This window comes from Paraburkholderia atlantica, assembly GCF_009362785.1.
Classification (GTDB): Bacteria; Pseudomonadota; Gammaproteobacteria; order Burkholderiales; family Burkholderiaceae; genus Paraburkholderia; species Paraburkholderia atlantica.
Genome location: NZ_WHNQ01000002.1, coordinates 257,066 through 276,685 on the forward strand (window position 1 = coordinate 257,066; position 19,620 = coordinate 276,685).

Here is a 19,620-nt window from a genome sequence, read left to right on the forward strand (position 1 = left end):
GGCGTGGGCGGCTGGACGGGCGGGCCGTTCAGCCGAGCAGGCCCGCTTCGCGCAGCGCGCCGCGCACCACTTCGTGGTATTGCGCGTCGAGCGGCGTGAGCGGCAGGCGGATGCCGCCCTGCACACGCCCCAGTTGCTGCAGCGCCCACTTCGCCGGAATCGGATTCGCTTCGGCAAACAGGTATTTGTGCAGCGACAGGAGTTTCAGATGAATCTCGCGCGCGGTCTTTGCGTCCGCGGCGAGCGCGGCCTTGCACAGCTCGCTCATTGCGCGCGGCGCGACGTTCGCGGTGACCGAAATATTGCCGTGACCGCCGAGCAGCATCAGCGCGATCGCAGTGGGATCGTCGCCGCTATAGATGCTGAAGTTTGCCGGCGCCGACTTGATCAGATGCGCCGCGCGGTCGATGTTGCCCGTGGCTTCCTTCACGCCGACGATCCCCGGCACCTGCGCGCAGCGCAGGATGGTCTCGTTGCTCATGTCGGCGACAGTGCGGCCCGGCACGTTGTACAGGATCACCGGCAGATCGACGGATTCGGCGATCTTCGTGAAATGGCGGTAGATGCCTTCCTGAGTCGGCTTGTTGTAATACGGCACGACCTGCAGCGTGGCGTCCGCGCCGACGTCTTTCGCGTGCTGCGTGAGTTCGATCGCCTCGGCGGTGGAGTTGGCACCCGCACCCGCGATGACAGGAATCCGTCCAGCGGTGTGGTCGACCGCGGTCTTGACCATCAGCACGTGTTCTTCGACCGACAGCGTGGCCGACTCGCCGCTCGTGCCGACCACGACGAGCGCATTCGTGCCTTCCTCGATGTGCCAGTCGATCAGTTTGCGAAACGCCGGCAGATCGAGGCTGCCGTCTTCGAGCATCGGAGTGATGATGGCAGGAATGCTGCCGCGGATCTGAACGCCGTCCTGGTGACCGCTGTGGTTGCCGTTAGTCATGAAACGCCATGAATATGATCAGGTAAACCGCGATTGTAGCGGATTAGCCAGCCAACTCGTAACAAGGTGGGGGTGTTGCCCGTGCGGGATCATCCGCACGTGCCGCTTCCCGAACCGCGCAGATGCGCTGAACGTAGGCCGGACGCGGCTCGGCGAGAAACCCGTCCTGAAATGCGATCACCCGCAGATGGCCCCGCACGATGTCGAGCAGTTCGCCAGGCGCGAGCAAAAACGCCGGATTGGAGGGTTTGCCGACGCGTTCGTTTCCTTGCGCAAAGGTCTCGTAAACCAGTACGCCGCCGGGCGCGAGCGCGCGCAGCAACTGCGGAAAAAGCGGCCGGTGCAGGTAATTGGTGACCACGACGGCGGCGAACACCGCCTCGCCCGGTAATGGCCACGGCGCGCCTTCGAGGTCGGCCGCGACAGGGGTGACGAGCGGCGCGTCGCCCAGCAGGCCGAGGGCAGCCGCGTCCCGATCGATCGCGGTGACCGGATGGCCGAGCGACGCAAAAAAGCGCGCGTGCCGCCCGGCCCCCGATGCCACGTCGAGCACCGCGCCGCCCGGCGCAATCAGGTGCGCCCAGTGACGCACCCAGCGCGACGGTTCACCGAGGCCATGCAAGCCAGGGATAACGGGCGTGCTCATCGTTGCGGTGCGGCGCCTCGAGTGCGCATCAGTTGTACGAAAGCCCCATCGCCTCACGAACGTCGCGCATCGTTTCGGTCGCGAAGCGGCGTGCCTTGTCGCAGCCATCGGCGACGATCGCGCGCAACAGCGACGGGTCGTCCATGTACTTCTGCGCACGCTCGAGCATCGGCTGCTGCTCGCGCAGAATCCCTTCGACGACCGGCTGCTTGCAATCGAGGCAACCGATGCCCGCCGAGCGGCAGCCCTTCTGCACCCACTCGTGGGTCGCTTCGTCGGTATAGACCTGATGCAGCTGCCACACCGGGCACTTGTCCGGATCGCCCGGATCGGTGCGGCGCACGCGCGCGGGGTCGGTCGGCATCGTGCGGACCTTCTTCGTGATCGTTTCCGCGTCTTCGCGCAGGCCGATCGTGTTGCCGTACGACTTCGACATCTTCTGGCCGTCGAGACCCGGCATGCGCGACGCCTCGGTCAGCATCGCCTGCGGCTCGACCAGGATGATCTTGCGCGAACCTTCGAGATAGCCGAACAGGCGCTCGCGATCGCTCATCGACAGGCTTTGCGATTCCTGCAGCATCGCCCGCGCGCGTTCGAGCGCTTCGTCGTCACCTTCCTGCTGATACGCGTTGCGCAGCTCGTGATACAGCTTCGAGCGCTTGCCGCCGAGCTTCTTCGCGGCTTCGTTCGCCTTCTCCTCGAAGCCCGGCTCGCGGCCATACAGGTAGTTGAAACGACGTGCGATTTCGCGCGTCATCTCGACGTGCGGCACCTGATCTTCACCGACCGGCACGAGCGAGCCGCGATACAGCAGAATGTCCGCCGCCATCAGCACCGGGTAGCCGAGGAAGCCGTAGGTGGACAAATCCTTGTCCTTCAGCTTTTCCATCTGCTCCTTGTAGGTCGGCACGCGTTCGAGCCAGCCGAGCGGTGTGCTCATGCCGAGCAGCAGCGCGAGCTCGGCATGCTCGGGCACCCTGCTCTGGATGAACAGCGTCGCCTGCGCCGGATCGATGCCGGAAGCGAGCCAGTCGATCAGCACGTCCCACACGTTCTTTTCGATCACTTCGGGCGTTTCGTAGTGCGTCGTCAGTGCGTGCCAGTCGACCACGCAGAAGAAGCACGGGTACTCGGACTGCAGCCGCACCCAGTTTTTCAGCACGCCGTGATAGTGGCCGAGGTGCAGCGACCCGGTGGGCCGCATGCCGGAGAAGATACGGTCTGGGAACATGGTTATTTAGAAAAGCGAGACAAGAGGAGTCAGAATTGCGGTAATCGCGCTATAGCCGAGCGTAACGAGTGGCCTCAGCCAGAAACGCGTGAGCGTACCCGTCATCACGAGCGCCATCACGATGAAAAAGCCGTACGGCTCGAGCCGCGACAACGCGAACGATTGCTTCGGCGGCAACAGCGCCATCACGACGCGGCCGCCATCGAGCGGCGGCAGCGGAAACAGGTTCAGCACGCCGAGCACCAGATTGACGCCGACGCCCGCGCCCGCCATACGCGTAAAAAACGGTTCGTTGACATTGAGCACCGCGAGCACGATGCCGAACACACCCCAAAGCAGCGCCTGGACAAAATTGCATACCGGTCCGGCCGCCGCGACCCAAAGGCTGCCCCAGCGCGGATTGCGCAGATTGCCGAACGCGACCGGCACCGGCTTCGCATAGCCGAACATGAACGCGCCGCTCGTCGCAAAGTACAGCAGCAACGGAATGGCGATTGTGCCGAGCGGATCGATATGCCGCATCGGGTTGAGCGACACGCGGCCGAGCACGTACGCGGTGTTGTCGCCGAGCCAGCGCGCGACATAGCCGTGCGCGGCCTCGTGCAGTGTGATCGCGAAGATCACCGGCAGTGCGTACACCGCAATGGTCTGTATCAGGGAAGAATCCATAGCTCGCTATTGTAACAATGCGCTTGCGCGTGTTTGTCCGGTTTCGCTCAGGCCGCTCACGCCGTTTCCTCGAGGCCGAACGGCTCGAGCGGGCCGCGCCCTGCCCGCACCAGCACCGGCTCCGAGCCGGTCAGATCGATTACGGTGGACGGCTCGCACACGCACGCGCCCCCGTCGATCACCAGATCGAGCTGCTTTTCGAGCCGCGCGCGGATTTCCTCGGGGTCGTTCAGCGGCTCGGTTTCGCCGGGCATGATCAGCGTCGTGCCGAGCAGCGGCTGGCCGAGCTCCTCGAGAATCGCGAGCGTGATCGCATGATCCGGCACGCGCAGACCGATCGTCTTGCGCGACGGGTGCGACACGCGTCGCGGCACTTCCTTGGTGGCCTGCAGCACGAACACGTACGGACCTGGCGTCACCGATTTCAGCAGCCGATACTGCCAGTTGTCCACCATCGCAAAATTAGCGAGTTCCGACAGATCGCGCACGAGCAGCGACAGCAGCTGCTTTTCGTCGAGTCCGCGGATACGCCGCAGGCGTTCGACCGCATCCTTGTCGTCGAGACGGCAGGCGAGCGCGTAGGTCGAATCGGTCGGCAAGGCGACCACGCCGCCGTCATTGATGATCTGCGCGGCCTGCTTGACGAGGCGCGGCTGCGGATTGTCGGGATGAAGCCGAAAGTATTGGGACATGGAGACTCACGATGGCGGCAGACGAACTGCGGCGGATGGACTGCGGCGAGCAGAGCGCGTGCCGCAGCCAGCCGGCCCGCGCGCGAGACGTGCCGTTCCGGCACGGCGCGCGGTCACAGCCAGCGTTCCCAGACGGGCTTCAGATCGGCGGGGAGCGGCGGCAGTGTGCCGAGTTCGATGCGGCCTTCGCCGGGCGCATGGAAGTCGGAACCGCGCGAGGCCTCGAAGCCATAGCGACGCGCGACGTCCGCATATTCGCGGTATTGGTCGGGCGTATGGCTGCCGGTCACGACCTCGATCGCCTTGCCGCCGAGGTCGATGAATTCACCGAAGAATGCGTCGAACTCGAGTTGCGAATAGGCGTAGCGGCCCGGATGCGCGACGATCGCGACGCCGCCCGCGGCATGGATCCAGCCGAGCGCGTCGGCGAGCTTGGCCCAGCGGTGCGCGACGTAACCCGGCTTGCCGTCGCCGAGATAGCGGTCGAATACTTCCTGGGTGTTTGCGCAGTGGCCGTGTTCGACCATGAAGCGCGCGAAATGCGTGCGCGACATCATGTCGGGATTGGACACGTAACGAAGCGCGCCCTCGTACGCGTCTGGAATGCCGAGCGTGGCCAGTTGCTCGCCGATTGCTTCGGCGCGCGCGGCGCGGCCGTCGCGCGTGCGAGCGAGACCGTCGATCAGGATCTGGCTGGTCGGATCGATGCCGAGTCCGACGATGTGCACGGTGCGCCCCGCCCACGTGACCGAAATCTCGACGCCGCTCAGGTAGTTCATGCCGAGCGCCTCGGCCGCGGCGCGCGCCTCGTGCTGGCCACCCACTTCGTCGTGATCGGTGAGCGCCCACAGCGTCACGCCGTTTGCGTGCGCGCGGCGCGCGACGTCGGTCGGCGCGAACTGGCCGTCGGAAACGGTGGAGTGGCAGTGAAGATCGGCGTTCATCGTGGTCCTGGAAGGGTTCTGCGGTCATTTTACTGCAATGCAGTATGGGTCCGCAGGGGTATCTCGCGACGCCGGCTGCGGCTTGCCCGCGTGCCGCGAGGTCAGAACCGGGCGGTGCCGAGACCGCCGTCCGAGCGACCCGCGAGCGCCGTTTCAGCCGTAGCTTCAGGCACCGTGCTACGCGCAGAAACCCTCGATCAACGCGGCGATCTGCTCCGGCTGGTCGTGATGCACCATGTGCCCCGCGCCGTCGATGATCTTTTCGCGCCAGTCGGCAAACGCATGGAAACGCGCCTTGAATTCATCGAGCGGCACGTCGCCGGCGATCCGCGCGAGCGTCGCCGACCCGGCGGCCTCGACGTGCAGCACCTTTGCGCTGACCTTGCGCCACACCGCCATCACCTCGTCGAGGCGATACAACGTCGGGCCACGGACCTTGTGCGCCGGATCGGCGAGCAGCATGAAGCGCCCTTCGCCATCCGGCTTCGACCAGTGCTGCGCGAGAAACTGCGCGCGCCGCGGATCGAGGCGCGGATTGGTTTTGATCAGGCGCGCGGCGACCTCGTCGAGCGACGCATAGCGCTTCAGCTGCGGTGGATCGCGCAGTTCGTCGAGCCAGTTCAGCAGACGTTTCGGCGCCTGCGCCGGATGCGAATGCGCGAGCCCGAAGCCCTCCAGATCGACCACGCGCCGTACCCGCTGCGGCCGCACGCCCGCGTACAGGCACACGACGTTGGCACCCAGGCTGTGACCGACGAGGTTCACCTCGCCGTCAGGCGCGTAGTGGTCGATCAATGCGTCGAGATCGCCGAGATAGTCATGCACCCAGTAGCTGCCGCCGCCGCGCTCGGCGACCGGCCAGTCGGACAGACCGAAGCCGCGCAAGTCGGGCGCGATCACCTGCCAGTCGCCGCCGAGCGCATCGACGACGAACTGGAACGACGCGCCGACGTCCATCCAGCCGTGCAGCATGAACAGCATCGGCGCGTCGGGACGTCCCCAGCGCCGCACGTGCAGCCGGACGCCATGCGCGGTAACGAACTCAGAGCGGGAAGTATTCATCAACGTCGCACCCGTAAAAAGAATGGTCGTTCGATTATAGGGACGGCGGCGCAACAGGTGATGACGGATTGTTGGGGCGACGCCGGGTCGTCCGTAGCCTATGTGCCTTGCTGCGCATCCTCACGGGCGAGCGCGGCGAGTTCGGCATCGTCGAAACCAGCGTCGCGGCGTGCTTCGAAATTGAACGGGCCACGCAGTTTCGGCGCGTGATACTGGTCGGCCAGACGCAGATACGTATGGTGCGGATCGAGGCCGTCCGCGTCGCACAGGTGACGAAACCAGCGGTTGCCGATCAGCACGTGGCCGATTTCATCGCGCAGGATCACGTCGAGAATCGCCGCCGACGCGTGATCGCCGGCCTGCTGCAGACGCGCGCGGATCGGCGGCGACGCGTCGAGGCCGCGCGCTTCGAGCGTACGCGGCACGAGCGCCATACGCGCGAGCACGTCGCCGCGGGTGCGCTCGCACATGTCCCACAGGCCGTCATGCGCCGGGAAATCGCCGTACGCGTGGCCGTATTCGGCGAGACGCGCGGCGAGCAGCGAGTAGTGATATGCCTCTTCGGCGGCGACCTTGAGCCAGTCGGTATAGAACCCGGCGGGCATGCGGGCGAAGCGCCAGACTGCGTCGAGCGCCAGATTGATCGCGTTGAACTCGATGTGCGCGAGCGCGTGGAGCAGCACCGCACGGCCCTGCGGCGACTGCATGCTGCGTCGACCGAGTTGGCGCGGCTCGACCAGTTCCGGCCGTTCAGGACGGCCCGGCAGGCCGGCGGGCTCGGCGAGATCGAGGTCGGCGTCACAGAGCGCGCGGCCGTCGAGTACCGCAGCGTACAGTTCGCGGGCCGCCGCGGCCTTCGCGGCCGGTTCCGGCGCGCACAGCGCGGCGAGCGCGGCGCGGCGCGCACACAGCGGCTCGTCGCGAGAATTCGATGCGGAAGACGCGACAGAAACGGGCGAAGCGGCGGACGTCATGACAAACGGATAGGCGATGGAAGCGGTGAAGGCGATGGAAAGACGGCGCCGGACCCGCACGCGAGCGGCCGAGCGGCTCAAGCACACAACCGTTTACAATACCCGATTCGACCATCCGGCGCGCTTTCGGGCACGCCCGTCAGTTGGCGACGCAGGACCGCCAAACTCGCACCGCGCCGGGCGCACGCCGCCCTGCCCATGCGAGGCAATCGATCAGACACCCATCGTGCACGGGATCGGAGCAGCCCCAACGCCTGGCTCCGACCGACAAGGAGACATTGTGACGATTTACAAGCTGGGCGAAGCCGCCCCGATCATTCATGAAAGCGTGTTCGTCGCGGATTCGGCGAACATCATCGGCAACGTGACGCTCGCGGAGAACGCGAGCGTGTGGTTCGGCGCGACGCTGCGCGGCGACAACGAGCCGATCACGATCGGCGCCGGCAGCAACGTGCAGGAAAACGCGGTGCTGCATACGGACCCCGGCTATCCGCTAACGGTCGAGTCGAACGTGACGATCGGCCATCAGGCGATGCTGCACGGCTGCACGATCAGGGAAGGCGCGTTGATCGGAATTCAGGCGGTGGTCTTGAATGGCGCGGTGATCGGCCGCAACTGTCTGGTCGGAGCGGGTGCGATCGTCACCGAGGGCAAGGTGTTTCCGGACAATACGCTGATCCTCGGCGCGCCCGCGAAGGCGGTCCGCGAACTGACGGAAGCGGATATCGCCAACCTGCAGCGCGCCGCGGCAAGCTATGCCGGGCGGCGCGAATATTTCAAGGCGCAGCTCGTACGCATCGGCTAGACGGCCGGCGCGCGGCGCGCAGGCGCGGCATCACGCCGCGTCATTCCAGCGAGGAAAAGTTGTGAGCGACCAGTTGCAAAAATTCATGTTCAGCGCGGCGCCGGTGCGCGGCGAGATCGTTTCCCTGCGCAATACCTGGCAGGACGTGCTGACACGCCGCGATTATCCGGCGCCCGTGCGAACGATTCTGGGCGAAATGATGGCCGCGTGCGCTCTGCTGTCGGCGAACCTGAAGTTCGACGGCACGCTCGTCATGCAGATTTTCGGCGATGGCCCGATCAAGATGCTGGTCGTGCAGTGCAGCTCGAACCTGACGATGCGCGCCACCGCGAAGCTGTCCGGCGAAGCCGCCCATACGATCGACGACTCGACCTCGCTGATCGATCTGGTGAACGCGAGCGGCCACGGCCGCTGCGTGATCACGCTCGACCCGACCGACAAGAAACCCGGCCAGCAGCCGTACCAGAGTATCGTGCCGCTGTCGGGCGCGAATGGACCGCTGAAATCGATAGCCGAAGTGCTCGAGCACTACATGCATCACTCCGAGCAGCTCGACACGCGCATGTGGCTCGCGGCGAACACCGAGCGCGCGGTCGGCATGCTGCTGCAGAAGCTGCCGGGCGACGGCGGCATCGTCCCGCATCCGGGCGCGCTCGACGCGGATACCTGGGAGCGCGTGTGCACGCTCGGCGGCACGCTGTCACAGGACGAGTTGCTGAAGGAAGAACCCGAGACGGTGTTCCGGCGCCTGTTCTGGCAGGAAAACGTCCAGCATTTCGAGCCGGTCACCGCGCGTTTCGAATGCACTTGCTCGCGCGAAAAAGTCGGCGCGATGCTGAAGATGCTTGGCCGCGATGAAGTCGACGGCGTGATCGAGGAGCGCGGCCACGTCGAGATTCACTGCGAGTTTTGCAATCAGCGCTACGAGTTCGACCCGGTCGACGTCGCGCAACTTTTCGTCGCTGGCGGACTCTCACAAGGCGTGACGCCGGCGGCCGCGCAGCGGCACTAAAACCCACGCTTTCGCTGAAGCGGAGTGCGTGCCCACGAAGTGATCGCGCTTTTCGACGGAAGTCCTGACCGCGCCGCCCCATGCCTCGTCACGGCTCGGGCGGCGCGTTGCATTTGAGCGCCGCGTTGATACATTGGAAGGATGCGGCGCCGCGTGTTGGAAGACGCCTGCTCGAGCCTCGGACCTTGGACCGATGGAGATTCGACCATGAAGCACACGCTTTCGTTGATGCTGGCCGTCCTCACGGGCTGCGCGGCGCTGGCCGCCTGCTCGATCGATCCGCCGGGTCCTGCGCCGATTCTGAGCCGTCTGCCGCCCGATCAGGCGGAGGCCATCAGCCATACACAGACGCTGACACCGGAGGAACGCGCGCGCTATGACGCGATCGAGCAACAGGTGATGTTCGAACAGAATCAGGCGATCGCCACGGACGCCGCCGCGCAAGCCTGGTCCCGCTATTACTCGCGCTCGCCGCCCGTAAGGTTTTCCTTGGGCTTCTCGAGCGGCGGCTGGGGACGTGGCTGGGGAACCGGGGTCGGCGTCGGGTTCGGGCCGTATTGGGGCTGGTAGCAGCGCATACGGCAACCAAAAAACAAAAAGCGCGGTTCAAGATGAACCGCGCTTTTTTTGCGCCCTTCGTGGCGAAGCCGATGCGAGATATCGAACCTCAGTGCGCCGGCTTCTTCTCCTTCGCAGCCGCCGCCTTCCCGCCATGCTTGCGATCCGGTTTCGCGCGCGACTCCGGATTCGGCACCACGTGCAGCGGCGCGGCCGACACCTCACCGCGCGTCGACGTATCCGCCGACGGCGTATTCGCCAACGGCAACGGCTGGTTCGGTGACACGAACTGCGCGAACACTTCGCCGTCCTTGACCATGCCCATTTCGTAGCGCGCCCGTTCTTCTACCGCGGCGGTGCCGTTCTGCAGATCCTGCACTTCACCCTGGATGCGCTCGTTGCGCAGCTTGGCATCGGCATTCTTCTGCAGTTGCTGCGCGAGTTGGCCCTGCAACTCGTGCACGCGCAACCAGCCGCCATGCCCCCACCAGAGCGGGTACTGGATCAATGCCAGCAGAACGATCAGGACAGCAGTGACAAGCCGCATGAAGTAAGCACAATAAATACGCGCCGCCCTGCGCTATACGCAGGGCGGCGAGGTCAATCAGAAACGAAGGATAACCGGCTCATCGATCGACGTGAACAATCTGGCGACAACGCTTAGCGCAGATTGTAGAACGCCGACTTGCCCGGGTAGCTTGCGATATCGCCGAGATCTTCCTCGATACGCAGCAACTGGTTGTACTTCGAGATGCGATCCGAACGCGACAGCGAACCGGTCTTGATCTGGCCGGCGTTCAGACCGACGGCGATGTCCGCGATCGTCGAGTCTTCGGTTTCGCCCGAGCGGTGCGAAATCACGGCCGTGTAGCCCGCGCGCTTGGCCATTTCGATCGCCGCGAAGGTTTCCGTCAGCGTGCCGATCTGGTTGATCTTGATCAGGATCGAGTTCGCGATGCCCTTCTCGATGCCTTCCTTCAGAATGCGCGTGTTCGTGACGAACAGGTCGTCGCCGACCAGCTGGACTTTGTCGCCGAGCTTGTCGGTCAGGATCTTCCAGCCTTCCCAGTCGCCTTCGTGCATGCCGTCTTCGATCGACACGATCGGGAACTTGTCGGCGAGGTTCGCGAGGTAATCCGCGAATTCCGTCGACGACAGCTGCAGGCCTTCGCCCGCGAGCTGGTACTTGCCGTCGTGGTAGAACTCGCTGGCCGCGCAGTCGAGTGCGAGCAGCACGTCTTCACCGGCGCGATAGCCCGCTTTCTCGATGGCTTGCAAAATGGTGGACAGGCATTCCTCGTTGCTGCCGAAGTTCGGCGCGAAGCCGCCTTCGTCGCCAACGGCCGTGCTCATGCCGCGATCCGACAGGATCTTCTTCAGCGCGTGGAACACTTCGGCGCCGCAGCGCAGTGCTTCGCGGAAGCTCGGCTGGCTGACCGGCACGATCATGAATTCCTGGATGTCCAGGCTGTTGTTCGCGTGCGCGCCGCCGTTGACGATGTTCATCATCGGCACCGGCAGTTGCATCGCGCCCGAGCCGCCGAAGTAGCGGTACAGCGGCAGGCCGGCTTCTTCAGCGGCGGCCTTCGCGACGGCCATCGACACGGCCAGCATCGCATTCGCGCCGAGGCGCGACTTGTTGTCGGTGCCGTCGAGCTCGAGCAGCGTCTTGTCGAGGAACGCCTGCTCGGAAGCGTCGAGACCCATGATCGCTTCGGAGATTTCCGTGTTGATGTGCTCGACGGCCTTCAGCACGCCCTTGCCGCCGTAGCGGCCGGCTTCGGCGTCGCGCAGTTCGATCGCTTCGCGCGAGCCGGTCGACGCGCCCGACGGCACGGCTGCGCGGCCCATCGTGCCCGACTCGAGCAGCACGTCGCATTCGACGGTGGGGTTGCCTCGCGAATCGAGAATCTCTCGACCGATGATGTCTACGATAGCACTCATGGTTTCCTCAAAGGATGACGTTGAATTCTTTACTGGGACCTTGCATCGCGTACCTGCCGGTCTCCCCGACAGACAACTCGCGCGCCGATACGTTCGACGACCACTATGCGAAAACGCCGCGGGTCGATGATCGAGAGCAATCGTGACACGCGGCGCACACCTGAATCAGTTGAAGTCGCTTTCGAGGAACGGGCCGCGCTTGACGGCCTGGTCGAGCGTGACGAGCGTCTCGAGCAGGTCGGCCATGCGATTGAGCGGCACCGCGTTCGGCCCGTCCGACTTTGCTTGCGCCGGATTCGGGTGCGTTTCCATGAACAGGCCCGCGACGCCGACCGCGACTGCGGCGCGCGCGAGTACCGGCACGAATTCGCGCTGGCCGCCCGAGCTCGTGCCCTGACCGCCCGGCAACTGCACCGAGTGCGTCGCGTCGAACACGACCGGCGCGTTGGTCTCGCGCATGATCGCGAGCGAACGCATGTCCGACACGAGGTTGTTATAGCCGAACGACACGCCGCGCTCGCACGCCATGAAGCGGTCTTCCGACAGACCCGCTTCACGCGCGGCGTCACGCGCCTTGTCGATCACGTTCTTCATGTCGTGCGGCGCGAGAAACTGGCCCTTCTTGATGTTGACCGGCTTGCCCGAGCGTGCACACGCGTGGATGAAGTCCGTCTGACGGCACAGGAACGCGGGTGTTTGCAGCACGTCGACCACCGACGCGACCTGCTCGATCTCGTGCTCGGCGTGGACATCGGTCAGCACCGGCAGACCGAGCTGGCGCTTCACTTCTGACAGGATGCGCAGACCTTCGTCCATGCCCAGACCGCGGAACGACTTGCCGCTGCTGCGATTGGCCTTGTCGTACGATGATTTGTAGATGAACGGAATGTTCAGCTTCGCGCAGATTTCCTTCAGGCGGCCGGCCGTGTCGATCGTCATCTGTTCCGATTCGACGACACAGGTACCGGCGATCAGGAAAAACGGCTTGTCGAGCCCGATTTCGAAATCGCCCAGTTTCATGCTTTCTCCTCGACCCTCGACTGCTGATGCGCGAGCGCCGCTTCGACGAACGACTTGAACAGCGGGTGACCGTCACGTGGCGTGGACGTGAATTCCGGGTGGAACTGCACGCCGACGAACCACGGGTGCATGCTGCGCGGCAACTCCATCATTTCCGGCAGATCCTCGCTCGGCGTACGGGCGCTAATGATGAGGCCACCGCCTTCGAGCTGGGGCACGAAACGGTTATTCACCTCATAACGGTGACGATGACGCTCGTTCACATCCGTGCCGTAGATCTCTTCGGCGAGCGTGCCGGGCTTGATCGGGCAGCGCTGCGAGCCGAGACGCATCGTGCCGCCGAGGTCCGACTCTTCGGTGCGCTTCTCGACGCGGCCTTCGCGGTCGTACCACTCGGTGATCAGCGCGACCACGCGGTTCTTCGTTTCCTGATCGAACTCGGTGCTGTTCGCATCCTTCAGGCCGACCACATCACGCGCGAATTCGATCACGGCGAGCTGCATGCCGAGGCAGATGCCGAGATACGGCACCTTCGCTTCGCGTGCGTAGCGGATCGCGGCAATCTTGCCTTCGGTGCCGCGACGGCCGAAGCCGCCCGGCACGAGCACCGCGTCGAGATGCTTGAGGCTTTCGACGCCTTGCGTTTCGATCTCTTCGGAGTCGATGTACTCGATGTTCACGCGCGTCGACGTGTGCATCGACGCATGGCGCAGCGCTTCGATCAGCGACTTGTACGACTCGGTCAGATCGACGTACTTGCCGACCATGCCGATCGTCACTTCGTGCTTCGGATTCTGCAGCTTCTCGACGAGGTCCGACCACATGGACAGGTCCGCCGCCTTCGGCGCGAGCTTCAACTCTTCGCAGATGATCGCGTCGAGACCCTGGTCGTGCAGCATCTGCGGAATCTTGTAGATGCTGTCCGCGTCCCACACAGAAATCACCGCGTCTTCAGGCACGTTCGAGAACAGCGAGATCTTCGCGCGCTCGTCGTCCGGAATGCGGCGGTCGGCACGGCACAGCAGCACGTGCGGCGAGATGCCGATTTCGCGCAGCTTCTGCACGCTGTGCTGGGTAGGCTTGGTTTTGAGTTCGCCGGCCGTGGCAACCCAGGGCACCAGCGTCAGGTGCACGAAGCACGCGCTGTTGCGGCCGAGGCGCAGGCTCATCTGACGCGCGGCTTCGAGGAACGGCAGCGATTCGATGTCACCCACCGTGCCACCCACTTCGACGATCGCGACATCCGGCTCGCCGCATGTCGCAGAAGCTGCGCCGCGTTCGACGAATGCCTGGATTTCGTTCGTGATGTGCGGAATGACCTGCACGGTCTTACCGAGATAATCGCCGCGGCGTTCCTTGCGGATCACCGATTCGTAAATCTGGCCCGTGGTGAAGTTGTTGGCCTTGCGCATCTTCGTGCTGATGAAGCGCTCGTAGTGGCCGAGGTCGAGGTCGGTTTCCGCTCCGTCTTCCGTCACGAACACTTCGCCGTGTTGAAACGGGCTCATCGTGCCGGGGTCGACGTTGATGTAGGGATCGAGTTTGAGGAGGGTGACTTTAAGACCGCGCGATTCGAGGATCGCGGCGAGGGAAGCGGCGGCAATACCCTTGCCGAGGGAAGATACTACGCCGCCGGTGACGAAAACATATTTGGTCATCGCTGGATGCTCGCGGGAAAAACGGATTATACCGTAAAGGATGGTCCCGACCCAGCAAAAAACGACCGGCCCGCCGTGCGCCGATGCCGCTTCGCGTGGCAGCCGGCGCAGCAGTTTGGGGCGCGCTTCGTGAGCGCCGCGCGTCAGGCGGTTCGCTCCAGCTCGCGCAACATGCGTTGCACCGCACGCGCGGTTTCGATCGGCTTTTCCATCGGATATAGATGGCTGCCCTCGATCCACTCGACGTGCCCGCCGGTCGCGCGCCGCGTCGCGTCGAGACCGACCTGGCGGATCTCCTTCGAGCGTGTGCCGGCGATGAACCCGACCGGCACCGGCGCGCCGCGCGCGAGCCGCGCGCCGAGCGTATGCGGCAAAGTTCGGTAGATCTGGTATTCGGTGCGGCGATCGAACGCGAGCACCCGGGTGCCGTCGGGCGAACTCTGCGGAATGCCGAAGTCGATGTAGTCGGACAGCATGCGCTCGTCCCAGCGCGCGAACGCGGGTTTCGAATGGAAATGCCGCCATGCTTCGTCGCGGCTGGTCCATTGGGTGCGGCGCTTGCGCGTCGCGGCGGCGGGCGACAGCCGCTCGTCGAGCCCGGTCCATTGCGACACGCGCAGCATGCTGCTGCGCCAACCGGCGATGACCGGCGAGTCGAGCATCACGACGCCCCTCACCCACTGCGGCTTTTTCAGCGCCGCCATCAGCGACAGATACCCGCCGAGCGAATGCCCGACCAGCCACACCGGCTGCTCGTATGTGCGGGCGATGTCGTCGAGCAGTTGCTCGACCAGATGGGGCCAGTCCTGCGTGACCGGAAAGCGCGCATCATGACCGATCCGCTCGATCGAGCGCACCTCGTAGTCGTCGGAGAGTTCGGCGAAGATGGTCCGGTAAGTCGATGCCGGAAAGCCGTTCGCGTGCGAGAAATGGATGATGTTTTTCAACTGCGGCAATCTCCGTTGTGTTTTTTACGCGCGGGCGGGTGCTTTTCCTGTGCCGCTTATAGCGCTGTTTGCGCCGCTTGTCTGCGCCGTTGCGCTCATTGAGGCGCGACGCGCTCAGGGCTCCATCCAGTAGCGGCGATGCATGTCACGGTAGCGCTCGAGCGTGAGCACGGCGCCCTCCTCACCGCGCGCGCCCGGATCGACGTCGACCCTGACGGCGCCATCGCGATCGCTTCGCGCAAGCTCGATATGACGCGCCACATAGCGCGCGAATACGCCCGCGTCCGGATGATGAAAACGATTCTCGTAGCCTACCTGAAATAACGCGATGGACGGATCGATAGAGTCGAGGAACGGTTCGGTCGACGAGGTCTTGCTGCCATGATGCGGCACCATCAATACTTGCGCGCGCAGGATCTTGCGATCGCGTGCGAGCAGCGCACGTTCGGTCGGCGCTTCGATGTCGGCGCTCAGCAGGGCCGCGACACGCGGCGCGTTCGCACCGGCCAACGCTGCCGCGCCGCCTGCGTTGGTGGCGGACAACGTGCTGACCCTCAACACGCAGCAATGCTCGTTCGCCTTGCCGGTGAGCGCCCCGGCGTCCGGCCACAATACGGCGAACTCGACACCGTCCCACTGCCAGCGCTGCCCTGCCACGCACGGCAGCGTGCGTGTGCCATGCTGCTTTGCCTGAGGCCACAGCGAATTGTCCGGCGCGAGGCCGGCCACCAATTGACGCACCTCGATCGCATCGAGCACCGCCGGCGCGCCGCCCGCATGATCCGAATCGGCGTGACTGATCATCAGCGTATCGAGCGTCGTCACGCCTTGCGCCTGCAGGAACGGCACCACCACGCGCTCGCCCGCGTGCGTCGATTCGGGGCCCGGACCCGCATCGAACAGCAACGCGTGATGGGCGGTCTGCACGAGCACCGACGAACCCTGCCCGACATCGAGCGCAGTCAGACGGAACGCGCCCGATGGCTCGGCGAGCGCGCCGTTTGCGCTGGGCATCAGCATCGGCAGCCACGTCAGCAGCGCCGCCCAGCGCAGCGGCCAGCCGCGCGGCGCGAGACACCACAGCACACCGACCGCCGCCGCGGCGAGCGCCCACGCATGCGGCTGCGGCAACCACCACAAGGTCCAGCGCGGCCCCGACACCAGCTGCAGGCCGGCCGCGAGACCATCGAGCAGCGTGTGCGCGGCGCGCCACGCGAACGCATCGAGCGGCGCGGGCAATGCGACGCCCGCGAGCACTGCCGGCGTGACGAGCGCGCTCACCCACGGAATCGCGAACGCGTTCGCGAGCGGACCGACGAGCGGAATCTGCGCGAACCAGTTGGCGGTCAGCGGCGCAAGCGCAACCGTTACCGCGATCTGCACGTGCGCGGCGCTGCGCAAGCGTTCGGCGAGTGCGCGCAGATGCCGGATCAATACCGGACGCAGCGCCAGCCACCTGGGTTGCGCCGCGCCGCCCTCCCCGTCTTCATGCTGACGGGACGTCTGCGGACCCCGCACGCGCGGCCGTCCCGACATCGCGAACAGGATCGCGCCGACCGCGCAGAACGACAGCCAGAACCCGGCCGACACGACCGCCCACGGATCGACCAGCAGCACGAGCCCGAGCGCCCATGCGAGCACGGTGGAGCGCGCCAGCTGCCGGCCGCCGACGAACGCCAGCGCGACGAGCGCGGCCATCCACAGCGCGCGTTGCGCCGGCACGTTGAAGCCCGCGAGCGCGGCATGCAGCGCGGCGAAGATCGCACCGGCCGTCACGCCGACGAGCTGCGCGGGCAAGCGCAGCGGCCAGTTGCGGCCGAGCCAGCCCGACCGTCGCCAGAATGCTGCGGCGAGCCAGCCGGTCAGCCCCGCGACGAAGCCGATATGCAAGCCCGAAATCGCCACCAGATGACTCGTGCCGGTTTCGCGCATCAATTGCCAGTCGGCGCGGCTCAGCTGGTCCTGCGCGCCGATCGCGAGCGCGACGACGATGCCGCGATGCGGCGCATCGGCCAGCACTGTGTCGATACGCGCACGCAACGCGGCGCGCCAGCGGTCGACCAGCACGGCGAACCCGTGCGCGGGACCGGCGAGGCGCTGCGCATGATCCGGCACGCTCACGTAGCCAGTCGCGCGGACGTTGCGCGCGAGCAGACTCGCCTCGGCATCGCGCACGCCGAAATTCGCGTTGCCGTGCGGGCGCTTCAGGCGCACGGTCAGACGCCAGCGCTCGCCCGGTTCGAGCCGCGGCGCCGGGGCGTCGCGCGCGATCCAGGCGAGTTGGATTACGCGCGGGAAGGCGGCAAGCCGCGCATCGTTCGTCTCGACGTCGAACAGGAAGCGCGCGCCTTTGTCGTCGCGCGTCGGCAATCCCTTGATCGTGCCGACCACCTCGATGTCGCGCCCTTCCCACTCATGCGGCAGACTCGCCGCGAGCCGCGTTTGAGCGCGCAGTGCCGCATAGCCGAAACCGACGCAGATCGCCGCGCACCACACGGCGCCCCAACCCGCCACCCGTCGCACGCGGGCGTCGCGCCGTACGCGCCTGGCGAGCCGGTTCGACAAGCGCTGCTCGTATTCGAGCTGGTACGCCACGCACGTCCCATCGCCACGCAAACCCCACACGGCAACGCCGGCGGCCGTGCAGCCGACCAGTATCAACGCCCACCATCCACCCGCATCCGGCAACGCCGCCTGTCGCTGCAGCCAGATCACGCCCAACGCAAACCCACACCAGACCGCCCGCATTCGCCCTCCGCGTCGTTGGCGCCGAGCGTCGTCACGCGCCGGCGAACAGGCAGCACCGAGCCCGCCGGGCGTGGGCATCGCCCGGCGCGAACCCTTTCGATCAACGAAATCGATTATGCAGAGGAAAGCGCGAGTCGCGGCAGCGCGGCGAGCGCGTTAGCCGTTGTGCCAAGGGCGGCTGCGTCGGAAGTGACACCGCGCAGTTGCGCGAGGCTCGCGCCGATCGCCGGAATCTGCTCCGGCGAATTGCGCTGCCTGTACATCCACGACGGCGCGATATCGGGCGCGTCGGTCTCGACGACCAGCGCGTCGAGCGGCAGCTGTTCGGCGAGTCGGCGGATCTGCCGCGCGCGCTCGAACGTCAGGTTGCCGCCGAAGCCAAGATGCAGGCCCTGATCGATATAAGCCTGCGCCTGCTGGAAACTGCCATTGAATGCGTGCGCAATGCCGCGATGGATCTGATGCCGCCGCAATCCCGCGATCACCTGATCCTGCGATTTGCGCACATGGCAGATGACCGGGAGATCGAATTCGCGCGCGAGCTGCAGCTGGCCGTTGTAGAAAAACTGCTGGCGCGCATCGTCGAGACCGTCGACGAAAAAGTCCAGCCCGATCTCGCCGATGCCGACGAAGCGCGGATCGTCGAGACTCGCCTCGATCTCCATGCGAAGCAGGTCGAGGTCGGCATCGACGGCGCCTGGCGTGTACATCGGATGAATGCCGAGCGCGTACGCGCCGCCGTCGACGCGATGCGCGAGCTCGCGCACCGCCGCGAAGTTTTGTCGCCCGATCGCCGGAATCACGATGCGCGACACGCCCGCCTCGCGCGCGGACGCCGCGACCGCGTCACGATCGGCGTCGAACTCCGAAGCGTCGAGATGGCAGTGCGTATCGATCCACATGGGTTGTCTCACTGGCAATGTGACCGGCCCGAAGGTGGTCCGGCGGTTCGCGGCGGCGGTCAGTCATCCGCGGACCACCCGCAACGACCGTGCCGGGGTTTGGCGCAAACCGGGCTCAACCCGGGTTCAGACCGGCACGGGCGGCTCTTCGTGGAGCACGCCGTCGCGCAGCCGCATGATGCGATCGCAGCGCCCCGCCAGTTCCGGGTCGTGCGTGACGATCACGAAGCTCGTCTCGAGCGTGCGCGACAGTTCGAGCATCAGGTTGAACACGGTGTCGGCGGTGCCGCCGTCGAGGTTGCCGGTCGGCTCGTCGGCGAGCACGCAGGCGGGCTTCGTGACGAGCGCGCGCGCGATCGCGACACGCTGACGCTCGCCGCCCGACAGCTCGCCCGGCCGATGCTTCGCGCGATGCCCCATGCCGACGCGCTCCAGCACCGCCATTGCCTCGCGGCGCGCGACTTCGGTCGTCTCGCGACGAATCCGCAGCGGCATCGCGACGTTATCGAGCGCGGAAAACTCCGGCAGCAGATGGTGAAACTGATAAACGAAACCGAGCGCGCGATTGCGCAGGTCGTTGCGCTCACGCTCGGACAGCTTCGTGAACGGCTTGCCGAGCACCGACACCTCTCCCGCGCTCGGATCGTCGAGACCGCCGAGCACGTGCAATAGCGTGCTCTTGCCGGAACCCGACGCGCCGACGATCGCGAGCTTTTCGCCGCGCCGCACGGCGAGTTCAGCGTTGTTGAGCACCTGCACGTTCAGGCCACCCTGCACGAACGATTTGGAAATGCCGGTGGCTTCGAGCACGTACGGATACGATGCGGGGTCCTGAGCGGTCATGGATGAATCGGTTGAGGGA

General features: G+C 65.6%; 19 protein-coding genes. 3 read left to right on the forward strand and 16 right to left on the reverse strand.

The genetic code is table 11. The features are described 5' to 3' along the window. Window positions 1-28 precede the first annotated feature (28 nt). From dapA to GCT19_RS03500, 8 genes are all read right to left on the reverse strand, one after another. Window positions 29-946 (reverse strand): 4-hydroxy-tetrahydrodipicolinate synthase, encoded by a 918-nt coding sequence (dapA, locus tag GCT19_RS03465; RefSeq protein WP_018435439.1) that lies wholly within the window; start codon window positions 944-946, stop codon window positions 29-31. A gap of 43 nt (window positions 947-989) precedes the next feature. Further along, window positions 990-1,592 (reverse strand): class I SAM-dependent methyltransferase, encoded by a 603-nt coding sequence (locus tag GCT19_RS03470; protein WP_152851018.1) that lies wholly within the window; start codon window positions 1,590-1,592, stop codon window positions 990-992. 28 nt (window positions 1,593-1,620) lie between these two features. Continuing rightward, a complete protein-coding gene (locus GCT19_RS03475; RefSeq protein WP_013089790.1) occupies window positions 1,621-2,823 on the reverse strand; it encodes a tryptophan--tRNA ligase in 1,203 nt (400 codons plus the stop codon). A gap of 6 nt (window positions 2,824-2,829) precedes the next feature. Continuing rightward, window positions 2,830-3,492: a site-2 protease family protein gene (locus tag GCT19_RS03480; RefSeq protein ID WP_018435436.1), complete on the reverse strand. Its 663-nt coding sequence runs from the start codon at window positions 3,490-3,492 to the stop codon at window positions 2,830-2,832. Between the two features lie 56 nt (window positions 3,493-3,548). Next, window positions 3,549-4,184 (reverse strand): L-threonylcarbamoyladenylate synthase, encoded by a 636-nt coding sequence (locus GCT19_RS03485; protein ID WP_018435435.1) that lies wholly within the window; start codon window positions 4,182-4,184, stop codon window positions 3,549-3,551. A 113-nt stretch (window positions 4,185-4,297) separates the two neighbouring features. Then, a complete protein-coding gene (locus GCT19_RS03490; protein ID WP_013089793.1) occupies window positions 4,298-5,128 on the reverse strand; it encodes a 3',5'-nucleoside bisphosphate phosphatase in 831 nt (276 codons plus the stop codon). A 177-nt stretch (window positions 5,129-5,305) separates the two neighbouring features. After that, window positions 5,306-6,190, reverse strand: a complete 885-nt coding sequence (locus tag GCT19_RS03495; protein WP_152851019.1) for an alpha/beta fold hydrolase — start codon at window positions 6,188-6,190, stop codon at window positions 5,306-5,308. 98 nt (window positions 6,191-6,288) lie between these two features. Then, window positions 6,289-7,164, reverse strand: a complete 876-nt coding sequence (locus tag GCT19_RS03500; protein WP_152851020.1) for a ferritin-like domain-containing protein — start codon at window positions 7,162-7,164, stop codon at window positions 6,289-6,291. A 280-nt stretch (window positions 7,165-7,444) separates the two neighbouring features. Here GCT19_RS03500 and GCT19_RS03505 point away from each other — a divergent pair, with 280 nt between their 5' ends. From GCT19_RS03505 to GCT19_RS03515, 3 genes are all read left to right on the forward strand, one after another. Continuing rightward, window positions 7,445-7,969, forward strand: coding sequence for a gamma carbonic anhydrase family protein (locus tag GCT19_RS03505; RefSeq protein WP_013089796.1), 525 nt, complete (start codon window positions 7,445-7,447; stop codon window positions 7,967-7,969). Between the two features lie 61 nt (window positions 7,970-8,030). Beyond that, window positions 8,031-8,981, forward strand: a complete 951-nt coding sequence (gene hslO, locus GCT19_RS03510) for an Hsp33 family molecular chaperone HslO (RefSeq protein WP_018435431.1) — start codon at window positions 8,031-8,033, stop codon at window positions 8,979-8,981. Window positions 8,982-9,188: 207 nt separating this feature from the next. Continuing rightward, complete coding sequence (locus GCT19_RS03515; RefSeq protein WP_018435430.1) at window positions 9,189-9,551, forward strand: hypothetical protein; 363 nt, start codon at window positions 9,189-9,191, stop codon at window positions 9,549-9,551. Between the two features lie 97 nt (window positions 9,552-9,648). Here GCT19_RS03515 and ftsB read toward each other — a convergent pair whose 3' ends face one another. From ftsB to lolD, 8 genes are all read right to left on the reverse strand, one after another. Then, the gene (ftsB, locus tag GCT19_RS03520; protein ID WP_013089799.1) at window positions 9,649-10,086 is read right to left on the reverse strand and encodes a cell division protein FtsB; all 438 of its coding nucleotides are present in this window, start codon (window positions 10,084-10,086) and stop codon (window positions 9,649-9,651) included. Window positions 10,087-10,199: 113 nt separating this feature from the next. Beyond that, complete coding sequence (eno, locus tag GCT19_RS03525) at window positions 10,200-11,483, reverse strand: phosphopyruvate hydratase (protein ID WP_152851021.1); 1,284 nt, start codon at window positions 11,481-11,483, stop codon at window positions 10,200-10,202. A 165-nt stretch (window positions 11,484-11,648) separates the two neighbouring features. Continuing rightward, window positions 11,649-12,503 carry a 3-deoxy-8-phosphooctulonate synthase gene (gene kdsA / locus GCT19_RS03530; protein WP_013089801.1) on the reverse strand — a complete coding sequence of 285 codons (855 nt, stop codon included), beginning with the start codon at window positions 12,501-12,503 and terminating at the stop codon, window positions 11,649-11,651. Then, on the reverse strand, window positions 12,500-14,161 hold the full coding sequence (locus GCT19_RS03535; protein ID WP_013089802.1) for a CTP synthase: 1,662 nt from the start codon (window positions 14,159-14,161) through the stop codon (window positions 12,500-12,502). Before GCT19_RS03535 ends, kdsA begins: the two co-directional genes overlap by 4 nt. Before the next feature lie 143 nt (window positions 14,162-14,304). Then, window positions 14,305-15,108: an alpha/beta fold hydrolase gene (locus GCT19_RS03540; RefSeq protein ID WP_018435429.1), complete on the reverse strand. Its 804-nt coding sequence runs from the start codon at window positions 15,106-15,108 to the stop codon at window positions 14,305-14,307. Window positions 15,109-15,222: 114 nt separating this feature from the next. Beyond that, entirely contained in the window at window positions 15,223-17,856 is a 2,634-nt protein-coding gene (locus GCT19_RS03545) for a DNA internalization-related competence protein ComEC/Rec2 (RefSeq protein WP_152851022.1), read from the reverse strand. Window positions 17,857-17,969: 113 nt separating this feature from the next. Then, window positions 17,970-18,758 carry a TatD family hydrolase gene (locus GCT19_RS03550; protein ID WP_013089805.1) on the reverse strand — a complete coding sequence of 263 codons (789 nt, stop codon included), beginning with the start codon at window positions 18,756-18,758 and terminating at the stop codon, window positions 17,970-17,972. A gap of 126 nt (window positions 18,759-18,884) precedes the next feature. Beyond that, a complete protein-coding gene (gene lolD, locus GCT19_RS03555; RefSeq protein ID WP_018435427.1) occupies window positions 18,885-19,601 on the reverse strand; it encodes a lipoprotein-releasing ABC transporter ATP-binding protein LolD in 717 nt (238 codons plus the stop codon). Window positions 19,602-19,620 lie beyond the last annotated feature (19 nt).